General features: G+C 36.9%; 9 protein-coding genes. 7 read left to right on the top strand and 2 right to left on the bottom strand.

Going from position 1 to position 12,873, the window contains the following annotated elements:
* Positions 1–149: 149 nt before the first annotated feature.
* Entirely contained in the window at positions 150–2,315 is a 2,166-nt protein-coding gene (locus QNI15_RS25970; RefSeq protein ID WP_314034502.1) for a prolyl oligopeptidase family serine peptidase, read from the bottom strand.
* 440 nt (positions 2,316–2,755) lie between these two features.
* Here QNI15_RS25970 and QNI15_RS25965 point away from each other — a divergent pair, with 440 nt between their 5' ends.
* A complete protein-coding gene (locus tag QNI15_RS25965; protein ID WP_314001870.1) occupies positions 2,756–3,343 on the top strand; it encodes a DUF4142 domain-containing protein in 588 nt (195 codons plus the stop codon).
* A gap of 212 nt (positions 3,344–3,555) precedes the next feature.
* Here QNI15_RS25965 and QNI15_RS25960 read toward each other — a convergent pair whose 3' ends face one another.
* The gene (locus tag QNI15_RS25960; RefSeq protein WP_313986526.1) at positions 3,556–4,008 is read right to left on the bottom strand and encodes a hypothetical protein; all 453 of its coding nucleotides are present in this window, start codon (positions 4,006–4,008) and stop codon (positions 3,556–3,558) included.
* 497 nt (positions 4,009–4,505) lie between these two features.
* Between QNI15_RS25960 and QNI15_RS25955 the strand changes: the two genes are divergently transcribed.
* The 6 genes from QNI15_RS25955 to QNI15_RS25930 all read left to right on the top strand — a co-directional run.
* A complete protein-coding gene (locus QNI15_RS25955) occupies positions 4,506–5,882 on the top strand; it encodes an MFS transporter (protein WP_314001872.1) in 1,377 nt (458 codons plus the stop codon).
* Entirely contained in the window at positions 5,879–7,759 is a 1,881-nt protein-coding gene (locus QNI15_RS25950) for a sensor histidine kinase (RefSeq protein WP_314001874.1), read from the top strand. Before QNI15_RS25955 ends, QNI15_RS25950 begins: the two co-directional genes overlap by 4 nt.
* Positions 7,760–7,915: 156 nt before the next feature.
* Positions 7,916–8,557, top strand: a complete 642-nt coding sequence (locus tag QNI15_RS25945) for a response regulator transcription factor (RefSeq protein ID WP_313986533.1) — start codon at positions 7,916–7,918, stop codon at positions 8,555–8,557.
* Positions 8,558–8,926: 369 nt separating this feature from the next.
* A complete protein-coding gene (locus tag QNI15_RS25940) occupies positions 8,927–9,511 on the top strand; it encodes an RNA polymerase sigma factor (RefSeq protein ID WP_313986535.1) in 585 nt (194 codons plus the stop codon).
* Between the two features lie 307 nt (positions 9,512–9,818).
* Positions 9,819–10,556 (top strand): Ser-Thr-rich GPI-anchored membrane family protein, encoded by a 738-nt coding sequence (locus QNI15_RS25935; RefSeq protein ID WP_314001876.1) that lies wholly within the window; start codon positions 9,819–9,821, stop codon positions 10,554–10,556.
* Between the two features lie 60 nt (positions 10,557–10,616).
* Positions 10,617–12,873, top strand: a 2,257-nt coding sequence (locus QNI15_RS25930) for an Ig-like domain-containing protein (RefSeq protein WP_314034500.1), incomplete at its 3' end; no start/stop codon positions are given.

Here is a 12,873-nt window from a genome sequence, read left to right as displayed (position 1 = left end):
GTGAGTAGTATTTGTTTTCTCTACTGTGTAACTTACAGAAAGAGTGCATTTCTATTTTTGTCTGTGTTATTTTAAAAAGTAAACACAGGGATAGAAAAGCAAAAGCCTCGATTTGGGCGAGGCTTTTGAATACTTTAAAAGAGTGAACACTACTGTGGGAATACAGGTTTCACATTCATGTTATAGAATATAAATGAATAAATATCTGCCGTAGTTTCAATATTCTTTTGTGTATTGGATGCTCCATGTCCTGAGTTTACATCTACACGAATTAGAACAGGCGCAGTGCCTTTTTGTTTTTCCTGTAATGTAGCCGCATATTTAAATGAGTGAGCTGGTACTACCCGGTCATCATGATCTGCTGTTGTAATCAAAGTTGCGGGATAAGCTGCTTCTTTTATATTGTGGATAGGAGAGTAACCATATAACACTTTAAACTCCTCAGCATTGTCCGCAGATCCATAGTCTGCAATCCAGTTCCATCCAATCGTAAATTTGTGGAAGCGTAACATATCCATTACACCTACCTGAGGAATAGCAACTTTAAATAGGTCTGGTCTCTGATTGATTACCGCACCAACAAGTAAACCTCCATTTGAACCTCCCCGGATCGCCAGTTTTTCTTTTGATGTATATTTTTCACTAATCAAATATTCCCCGGCACTGATAAAATCATCAAAAACATTTTGTTTTTTAAGCTTCATGCCTTGTTCATGCCACTTCTCGCCATATTCTCCACCACCACGTAAGTTAGCCTGTGCATACACACCTCCCTGATCCAGGAATGGGATTAGGAATGGGCTGAAAGATGGGTTGAGAGTCACGTTAAAACCACCATATCCATACAGAAGGGTCACATTGTTACCATCAAGCTTCATCCCTTTTTTATAGGTAATGAACATAGGTATTTTGGTGTTGTCTTTACTTGGATAAAATACTTGTTTGGTTTCATAATCTTCTGGATTAAATTGTATTTCAGGCTTTCTGAATACCTCACTCTTTTTAGTTGCAATATCATATTTGTAGATAGTGGGAGGGTAAGTAAACGAAGTGAATGTGTAAAACACAAAAGTATCATCTTTATCCCCTCCAAATCCACTTGCTGTACCTGGACCTGGTAACTGGATCTCATTTTCCAGATTACCCATCAGGTCATACACATACACATGGTTGGTTACATCCTGCAGATAGGACACAAACAGTTTACCACCTGCAATAGTAGCATTTGTTAAAACGGCACTTTTTTCAGTAATGATGGTTTTCCATGCACTGGTTTCTGTATTAAACCGGACAATTTTGTAATTAGGAGCTCCATCATTGGTCAATACGATCAATTCTTTGCCATCATTATCAATTACACCATAACTGTTATTGGTAATTTCCTGAATCATAGGTTCAAACCGACCTTTGAAGTCATCCATATAATAAACAGCATTGCCATCTAACCCTTTGCTTCTGTCACTGATAGTAAGTATGACAAACTTTTCGTCTTCTGTTGTTTGAACAGTATGGAATCGCTGAAGATTGTTTTTGTCTTCAAATACCAGTTTATCTGCAGATTGTGCTGTACCTACCTGATGAAACCATACCTGATGATTTTCATTCTTTGCTGCTAGTTCACTGCCTTCTGGTTTGGGATATCGGCTATAATAGAAGCCATTCCCCTGCCATGCCATTCCAGATACTTTTACCCATTCCAGCTTATCTGACAGATTTTGTTTGGTTTTTGTATCCATTACATAATATTCCTGCCAGTCAGATCCGCCTTTCGAAAGGCCAATACCGGCATAGTTTCCATCTTTGGATAAAGAAAATGCACTAAGACGTGTAGTGCCATCTGGAGAAAGTTTATTTGGATCAATCACCATTTCAGGAACTCCAGTAAGACCCTGCTGCCGATAAAGAACAGACTGATTTTGTAATCCATCATTCTTGTAAAAGTAAAACCATTCTCCTTTGCGAAATGGTGCAGAATATTTGGGATAGTTATATACTTTTTCTATCGCTTTCTGAAAGTCTTTTCGGTAAGGAATTTTATCCAGATAACTGAAGGTTACTTTGTTCTCTGCCGTAACCCAATCTTTTACAGCTTTGGCTGTATCATTCTCAAGCCATCTGTAAGGGTCAGCGACAGTAGTACCATGATATGTATCTGTATGTTCAATCTTCTGAGTTTTGGGATATTGAAGTTTATCGGAAGAAACAGGAGTAGTCACAGGAGTTTTTTTTGTTTTTTTTGCAATTGGCTTTTTTTGTTGACTATACGCCGCAAATATAGTAGACAGCATTACCAGAGTGAGAAAGAGTCGTTTCATATAGTTTGGATTAAAGATGGAATGCAGGCGGGAATATAAATAGCTTTGCCAGATTTGAAAAGGAAAATTATACGAAACTGCAAATATTGTCGACAGAACAAGTGATGTTTGCAGATCTGTAAATTGCCTGTTTTATCAAATATTAATTTGTAAAATAGGTCTGAAAGAATAAAAAATGATGTTAGCGTAAGATTTTCCTGTCTACTGAGTAGAAATGTTTCTACATTTTTTCAGTTGCATCAGAACAGTTACTTGTATAAGTAGAAACAGGATAATTCTTGTAGAAAGTGTGACAGATATATCATTAATGTGTTTTTTAGATAAGAATACAGGTGGTTTAAGGTAAATAGAGAGTTCTGGTGGAATACTTTTTTCAGGAGCTCATGTATCAAAGATTGAGAGTACAATCTAATTTATTAACCTTAAACTAAGGAATAATTATGAAAACGCAAATCTTAGTAACAATGGCATTGGGAGGGTTATTATTTGCATGTGATCCATCACCCAATCGTGAAGATACAAAGAAAACAACTGAAGACCAGAATGAAGAACGGATTGAAGCTACTTCTTCTGGAAATGTAGCTGACAAAAAAGAAGATGATGCAGAATTTATGGTAGAGGCTGCCAGTGGTGGAATGCTGGAAGTTCAATTGGCGAATATAGCACTTCAGAAAGGCTCTTCTCCTAAAGTAAAGGAATTTGCACAAATGATGATTAAAGATCACGGAAAAGCCAATAAAGAACTAAAAGCGTTGGCTGCTTCCAAAAATATCTCTTTGCCAACAGCATTGATAGACAAACATCAGCAAGTAATAAATGACTTGAAGGATAAATCAGGTAAAGACTTTGATGATGCGTATATCAGCAAAATGAAAAAAGATCATAAAGAAGATGTAGAAGAATTTGAAGAAGCTTCTCAAGAAGCTACAGATCCTGAAATCAAAGCCTTTGCAACAAAGACGCTTCCTGTGTTGAAGAATCATTTACAACATGTAGAACAGATGGGTGTAACCAGAGAAAATATGTAGTAAATAGTAATCAGTTATAATCATTTTGGATCGTCTCTTGTACCTCTAGTATAAGAGACGATTTGTTTATAGTGATTTCTAAACTTAGAGGTAACAGATGGAAATATAGTGAAGACTGGATAGTATTTAGAAAAAGGATGTATAAAGAAATGGCTGCTCAGATCGAAAACTTCTCTCTGGCAGCCTGAAAAAATGGCAAAAGAATAAGTAACTTAATTCTTAGAAAATATAGAATCTGTATCGTAGATAAAACCTGTAAAAATAGAATGTTTACAACCGGATACCGGGAGAATATGACCTTTTTCTGCACTAAGACTGGTAAATTGGTTAGACATATCAGAAAATAACTCTGTTATATCCATATTAGTGTACTGATGGGCAAAGCAAAGCAGGTCGAAATGTTTTGATAAATAGTTTGGTACATACAATAACCACAAACAGTTTTCTCCCATTACTACTTCACTTACCAGAAAGTATACATGGAAACTTCCTTTCTCATATGTTACCAATGATAACACATTTGCTTCCTGTTCCGAAGATTCAAGAATTTTTTTATAGAGAGAGGGGTGTTGAAACAGCCAGTCTGCTATTTGTTCTTGATTCTCACAAGCATAATATCCTTCCTGAACCTCGTATAAGTCCAATACTTTGTTACAGACTGCCATGTTTATACCTTGGGAAAAAGTTTTTTACACTACACTAATGTATTTTTTATATATAAAAAACTGTGCCACGTATACGGAGCAAAGGCGAATAACTGGTTTTTCTATACTGTTTAGTCAGGTAAATATGGTTTTTTATTTGTAAGTTATTGATTGTGAGGATTAAAAAAATGTAACTAAAATATACTGCTTTCTTAGTAATGTGAGATGAAAAAGATAAATAGATTAATGTTAAATATCTTCTTCAAGGAATAATTTCTACAGTCTACAAAAATGATTTACTATACATAAGAGCATTTATCCATAGATGGGTAAAGTACTGAATGATAACCTATGCGATCTGAATAGGATGAAAGTGTACTATGTGTTGTGATTTACTATAGGTAAGTTTTGCTAAGTTTATTGTTTTGTATCTACTTTGTAGCTGAGTATATATCTTTTTCTGATACAGAAGCTTTTAACTGTCTAACCAGAGTTTTTGTATCAATTTCTGATCCTTTATGTCTTTATCTGCCAGAAGTGACTATGATGCGTATGTTGTTTTGCGCAATCATGACTTTAGATTATTTCTTGCCATGCGGTTCTTTTTAACCTTAGGAATTCAGATTCAAGGTACTGTTGTTGGCTGGCAAATATATGAAATGACAAAAGATCCCCTTTCTCTGGGACTTATAGGACTAACAGAAGCAATTCCATTTATGGCTCTTATTTTATATGGAGGACATCTGGCAGATTTGTATAGTCGGAAAAAACTAATTGTGTATACTCTAATGGGGTATCTGGTAGGGGCGGGATTACTATTTTTATTTACATTACAACCTGGTGACTTCCTTCATCAATATGGTACATTTCCTATTTATGCCGTTATCTTTATGACAGGAATTGCCCGTGCCTTCAGTGGTCCGGCAGTAAGTTCTTTTATGCCTGAACTGGTAGAAAAATCTCAGTATGCGAATGCTGCTACATGGAACAGTACTTTCTGGCAAACTGCTGCTGTTTCTGGACCTGCTTTGGGTGGATTTATTTATGCTATTGCACAGAAGTGGCTTCCTCATGTTTTTCATTCCAGTAAAACAGCCTCTAATTTTAATTATGGTACAGTAGTCTCCTATGGGGTAGTCGTTTTATTGGTGATTGTGTCAATTATCTGTGTATTGTTTATCACTAAGAAGCCAATAGAACATAAAATTACACAAGAGACCTTACAGGAACGTCTTGTGGCTGGGTTGCGCTTTGTCTTTCGGAATCAGATTATCATGGGGGCATTATCATTAGACATGTTTGCCGTATTTTTTGGTGGAGCAGTTGCTCTCTTACCCATATTTGCCGAAAAAATTCTAACAGTTGGATCACAGGATTGGGGTATTCTTCAGGATGGTGCCACACGACTGGGATTGCTTCGGGCTGCACCGTCTGTAGGAGCTGCCGTAATGGGATTAGTGCTTGCACATCGACCTCCTCTGTATAATACCGGAAAAAGATTGTTTGGATATGTAGCCGGCTTTGGTTTATGTATGATCTTATTTGCTTTATCTAAAAATTTCTATTTATCTTTTCTGATATTAATTGTGAGTGGCGCTTTGGATGCTATGAGTGTTGTTATAAGAAGTACTATTCTGCAACTAATGATTCCCTATGAAATGAGGGGGAGGGTCTCTGCTGTAAACAGTATTTTTGTTGGGTCATCCAATGAAATTGGTTCTTTTGAATCAGGATTAGCAGCCAAGCTTCTGGGGCTTGTTCCATCTGTTGTTTTTGGAGGAACTATGACGCTGGGAGTGGTTGGCGTAATGAGCCGCGTACTACCTCAATTGCGTGATTTTGAATTAGTTAAGTGTACTGTTTCTGAGATAGATGAAAATAAACAATCTACATGAGAAGTATTTTTACTTTTAGTAAACTAATAATATTTTGGATTATATATATTGGACATATTGATTTATTAAAAGCTACTGATGTCCCTATTGTTTTAACTAATACAAAGGAGTCTGTCAGGATCTATAAGAATCTATCTTATCTGGAAGATGTAAATCATGTATTTACCATTGATAGTCTTCTACAGTCCCCTCATTCTTTTTCTTTTACTCCCTTCACAACAGACCGACTCCCTGATCTGGGTTCTACTGCATCTGCCATCTGGTTAAGGCTCACAGTTGTAAATCAAAGTAACAAAGACTGGGCATTGGAGATTAGCAATCCTTTACTGGAGGAAGTTAACTTTTATAAAACTTCTGGTGCTACTATTATAGATGAAAGGCAGGCCGGCTTTTTTTATCCGGATGCAAAGCAGGATATTAAAAGTAACTTCTACATATTTTCTCTTTTTTCTCCTGAGTATGCATCGAAAGATACTATCACATGTTATCTACGTATAGTGAATAGTATGCCGATGCAGTTTCCAATGCAAATTGCAACGATCCGAACATTATATGAGGAAAATCATCCTATCGATGTGGCTAATGGGGTATATCTGGGTATTATACTGGTTATGGTCTTATACAATCTGTTTATATATGCCAGTGTTCGGGATAAGACTTATTTGTTTTATGTAGGGTATGTGTTATGTTCGGGTGTAGTTATTGCTGATTTTCAGGGATATGTATTTGATTTGGTATGGAAGCATACATTCAAGTTGTTGCCTCTGTTTGATTATGTACCTGTGATGTTGGCTAATATTCTGGGGTTATTGTTTGCCTGGAATTTTCTAGCTACTCCATCCAATACACCCAAAATGCATAAAGGAATACAAATATTGTTGATTGGTACTGTATGCGTATTGATCATGGGGTTTGGAATTACAATTTTCAGACTTTCATTCTATAAAGTATGGTGTGAACTGGCTATTCAGGTAGTTGTTTTTTGTTCATCTGTGTATATGTTAGGAGTTGGTGCACTTTTGGTTAGCAGAAACAAACGCCCAGCAGTTTTTTATGTATTGGCTTGGACAGTTTTTCTAGTAGGTACGATAATTTTTATTCTGCAGATTGATGGTTTTATTCCAAACAATTTTTTTACTGAACATGCTATTCAGATAGGATCAGCTGTAGAGACTATTTTATTGTCGCTGGCTTTGGCAGATCGGATTAATACATATAAAAAAGAGAGGGAGGATGCACAGCTACAATACATTAAACAATTGCAGGAGAATGAACATGTAAGAAATCGTATTGCTCGTGATTTGCACGATGATATTGGATCCACGCTAAGCAGCATTGCTATATTAAGTCAGGTCGCCAGACAACGGTCACTAAAGTCTGAGTACTCTGGGGATATCCTGGAAAAAATGAGTAACAGTGCGCAGAAGATGATGGACTCTCTGCATGACATAGTATGGACAACACAACCTGCCAATGATTCGCTTAACAGCATTACAATACGAATGCGAGAGTTTGCAGGGGAAGTATTAGAGGCAAAAAATATTTTATATGAAATCAGGGTTGATGAAATTCTATTGCCCTTGAAGTTACCAACTAAGCGGCATTATGACTTTTATATGATTTTTAAAGAATCTATCAACAATGCAGCTAAGTATTCGGAAGCTACACACATATTGGTAAATCTGGACAAGGTTGATGGTCATCTCAGATTACAGATACAGGACAATGGCAAGGGATTCGATATAGATCAGATAAAGCCAGGTAATGGACTGAAGAATATGCAGAAAAGAGCTTTTCAACTGGAAGGTAATTTACATCTGTCTTCCAATCTGGGTAAAGGTACTTTTATCGAGATTTCAATCCCAATCACCCAATGATGTGATAGATTGGTAATACGGAGATGTGTACTTTTGTAACCACAAACAACTAATTGACTAAGGGTCCAAAGTTTGTGATTTTGCCTCTCTAATAGAAGAAAGTATATAGTTGATTTTTATCTTTTTATTGTGCTACTGCCGAGTTTATCCACCGCTATGCCTGTTCGTGTCGTTTTATATGAAGATAACCTGGATTTAAGGGATAGTCTTACCGTTCTTTTGAAAGGGACAGACGGTATTGAATTCATGGATGCATTCCCTAATTGTGAACATGTGATTGCACAGATTGGAAAATTGCGGCCAGACTTGATCCTGATGGATATAGATATGCCTGTAGTAAACGGTTTGAGCGGTCTACGGACAGTTAAAAAGCATTTTCCAGAGATAAATGTACTGATGTTAACTGTTTTTGAAGACAATGAGTATATTTTTGATGCTATTTGTGCGGGTGCAGTTGGTTATCTTTTAAAGAAGACACCTCCTGCACGTTTGATTGAAGCTATACATGAAGCCCAAAGTGGAGGTGCCCCTATGACATCAAGTATTGCCCGGAAGGTATTACAGATGTTTCCACAGACTCCTGTCAAAAATGAGGTAGATAATCCACATAATCTCACAGATAGGGAAAGAGAAATACTGGCTTTACTGGTCAAAGGCAATAGCTATAAAATGATTGCTGCCGCTTGTTCTATTAGCCTGGATACAGTGCGGTCTCATATCAAGAAAATTTATGAGAAGCTACATGTGCATTCTCAAACTGAAGCAGTTGCAAAAGCAATTCAACAACGACTTGTGTAGATTCGTACAGTTTTTATTTTGTTCTGCGCAATATTATCCCCTTCTTTATATCCTCATTTATTACATATTAGGCAAAAGTATATTGCTGTCAGACAATATACTCATTGGCTCAAGTTAAGAGTTATAGTATGTTATAATATCACCCGAATATGTGATTGACAGCCAGTAATTTTTGTTTTTGTTTTGTATTGTGCATGAAGGCGTTCAATTAACAGAACTATATCTGTATTCAGGATTTGCATTTGAGTTTGTTTATATAATGTTAATAAAAGTAAAAAAACTTACATAGATCGGGTTACATCTGTTGACGCTTTTTTTACCAACCTACATAAGCTATTTATCAAACACTCATTTCACTACACAAAAACTATGACCAGCCAACAAACCCTCTCAATAACAACAGAAGTTGAACCGAGTTCTATGGACCTTCAATACTGGGACCAGTTCTATGTCTCACACAGAAGTGAATTCTTAAAATGGGCATACAAACACTATCATTTACTTCCTGAAGAAGCCGTAGATGTTTATCAGGATGCTATTGTAATTCTTTATGAAAATGCGACAAGTGGTAAACTAGACCATCTGCAATGCAGTGTGAAAACCTATTTCTTTGGAATTGCAAAGAATCTTATCAGTACCTACCTGAAAAAGAAAATCAAGGAAAAAGAAAAATATGAAAAATTACCTGAAAATCTGAGTTTGCTGGAATCATTGGCTGTGACAGAACGTAACAATGACTGGATGGAATATTCTATTGAAGTAGTCGGAGATGCCATTAAAAAGCTATCAGGCAAGGGACAGGCTATTTTGCATTTGTTCTATTATGAAAAAATGTCTCTTAAGGAGATCACACAGGTATTGGGTTATAAGAGTGAGGATGTGGTAAAAACTACTAAGATGCGTTATATGAAAATTTTGAGAGAAATTATAGAATCAGAAATTCAATATTCATAAATAATCCCGAAAAAGAGAATAGTTGTACTGCTCATATAGGATTTGGTCGAAAACACAAATTCAGCTTGGGTTGTATTTAGTGAATTTTATTACATTTGGTAGCTTAAGCGAAAGGCAACGTCGATCGTTTAGCTACCATTTTTATTTTAATTATGGCTTACATAAGCCTTTGTTGTTGAGAAAATTAAATAAAGATATGTTTTGTGTTGGCCTTTCCAATATCAAACAAACGGATGCGTTTTTATTATAAATGTTACATATATTCTCTAAGTCGTATCAATAATCAGCTTTGACTCTGTAATTCCTAATGAGAAAACTCTACTTCCTCAGTTGCTTCCTTACCTTCTTTCTTGTAGGGTTGAGTGCTTCTGCACAAACAGTCTCTAATATCAGGGCCGAAAGTATTGGCAACCTGGTAATTATATCGTATGACCTTACAGGTAGCATCAGTGGGCAATTGTATCGGGTAAGCGTATTTAGCTCAAAAAACGATATGCAGGAAGCTCTCTTGTATGTGAGAGGTGATGTTGGAGAAAATATTGTTCCTGGTAAGAACAAGCGTATTGAATGGGGGGCCAAAAAGGAAATAGGAAATTTTGATGGGGCTTTAAACTTCAAAATAGAGGCCGTACTGACCTTTTCTCCTATGGTACTGAAAACTCCTTCTAAAGAGACAATTGCCAGAAGAGGGCGTAATTATGAAATTACATGGGTCGGAGGAGTGGAAAAGGAAAACCTTCAATTAGAACTCTGGAAAGACAGCACATTACGCTTTATCATAACCCGTATACCCAATGAGGGAAAGTATACATGGGAGATTCCAATTGACCTTCTACCTGATGATGTCTACAAAATCAGGTTAATGAGTGTAAGTGCTCCTGCTAATTTTCGTTTTAGTGAACCCTTTGAAATAAGACGAAAAATTCCTCTGGCGTACAAACTTGCTCCTGCTGGTGTACTGGCAGGGGTAGGAATTTACCTTTTGTTACAAAAACCTGCAGAGGAAGAACCTATTGAAATGCCAGACGGTACTCCCACCAAATAACATACGAGTCTCGTTATAAAAATCTGATCAGAATCTATTGCCAGGCCATGGCAGCAACCTATGAAAAAATATTTACTTCCTATATTAATTTTGCTTTTGAGCTATATACCATCCTTGGCTCAAAAACCAGTTGTTTCGACCTATAGTCCTGCTAATGGTGCTACCAATGTACAGACTTCTCAAAATCTGGTATTGACCTTCAATACTACCATGAAAAAAGGAAGTAGTGGGAAGGTTATACTATATAATGGTTCTACCAAGGTAGATAGTGTTGATGTACTCTCTTCTGCAGTTACTATATCTGGCTCTCAGGTTACCATCAATCCTGCCAATGATTTACCTAAAGGACAAACAATTGCTATACAAATTACACCTGGGACGTTCCTAAGTACTGTAGATTCTGTTTATACAGGTATTACAGATACTAATACCTGGAAATTCACTACTGATGGAACCAATCCTGCTGCTGTAACTTTTACTCCTGCAAATAATTCAGTTAACGCTGCTGTAGATGCTAATCTGCGTATCGTTTTCAGTGAAAAGATTCGTAAGGGTACAGGTACTATTACTATCGGTCGACAGATATTGTTGTTAAATCAAACACTAGAAACAATAAATGTCGCTACTGCTCCAGATTCGGTGGTGAGTATTGTAAATGATAGTATTCTGGTCATTAATCCTGTGAATAATTTTCCATCACTGGCTCAAATTACTGTTGGAATTCCTGCTAGTGCAATTCAGGACTTATCCGGTAATTCCTATTCCGGGCTCTCAGGTTTGCAATGGACTTTTCTGATTGTCGATATCAATCCTCCCGGACGGTTAACCTATACTCCTAAAAATGGGGCGACCAATGTACTGGCAAGCTCAAATCTGATTTTAAGCTTTGATGAGAAAGTTAAAAAGGGGACAGGCAACATTGTGATTCGCAATGGTGCCACTACAGTAGAAACAATCAATGTAGCTAGTGCTCCTTCAACGGTTCTTTCTATTACAGATAGTATTGTTACAATTAATCCTGTAAACAATCTGCCTGCAGCTGGAAATATTACAGTGACAATTGCTTCTGGTGCTTTTTCGGATTTAGCAGGGAATAACTATGGAGGAAATTTACTGGATAGTTGGAGCTTTACAATAGATAATACAGTTCCGGCTTTGATCACTTCTAGTTTGTCTCCTGCCAATAGTGCAACAAATGTTTCCTCTAATGCTAATCTGGTTTTCAGACTTTCAGAGAAGGTACAAAAAGGAACCGGTAATATTGTTATAAAAAACGGAGCGACAACTGTTGAAACTATCGCAGTAACTGCTTCGAATGTAACTATTGCCAATGACAGCATCATCACAATTAATCCTGCCACTGATTTTCCATCTTCTGGGAATATCAGTATAACACTAGAAGCTGGAACATTTGAAGATCTAAGCGGAAATAAGTTTGCAGGCATCTCTACTTGGGCGTTCCAGGTCGCAGATATTGTGGCTCCTACTCTGATCGCTTCTAGTTTGTCTCCTGCAAACAATGCTACTAATGTAGCGGCTAACTCTAATCTGGTTTTTCGTTTGTCAAAAAAAATACAAAAAGGAACAGGAAATATTGTGATCAGAAATGGATCAACTGTGGTAGAGACCATAGCAGTAACTGCCTCGAATGTAACAATCACTAACGACAGTATTGTAACCATCAATCCTACCAGTGATTTTCCATCTTCTGGAAGCATAAGTGTGAGTATTGGGGCAAATACATTTGAAGATTTAAGTGGGAACAAATTCGCTGGTTTTTCAAGCTGGTCATTTCAGGCTGCTGATATCATAGCACCTACTTTAGTAGCCAATAGTTATAGTCCTGCTAATGGAGCTACGAATGTGGCTGCTGATGCTAATCTGGTTTTTAGACTCTCTGAAAAAGTACAGAAAGGAACTGGCAACATTGTGATTAAGCAAGGTAGCACAGTGTTGGAAACTATTGCCGTAACAAGTGCATTGGTCACAATCTCTAATGACAGTATTGTGACGATTAATCCGGTGAACAACTTTCCATCTTCAGGTAGTGTGAGTGTTGAAATTGCTGCTAACACATTTGAAGATGTAAGTGGAAATAAATTTGCAGGTAATACTACTGCTATTTGGACTTTCCAATCTGCACTTGTAGACGCTACCATTCCTGTCATTATAGCAGGCAGTTACTATCCGGCACAAAATGCAACAGGTATTCCAGTAGATACAATTCTCAGATTCCGTTTTAGTGAAAAAGTAAAAAAAGGAGCGGGAAAAATAACGATTCTCAATGGATCAACCGTTTACGAAACCATCAATGTCA

It is taken from the genome of Xanthocytophaga flava (genome assembly GCF_030068545.1).
GTDB lineage: Bacteria > Bacteroidota > Bacteroidia > Cytophagales > 172606-1 > Xanthocytophaga > Xanthocytophaga flava.
This window is presented reverse-complemented; position numbering and strand designations above follow the sequence as displayed.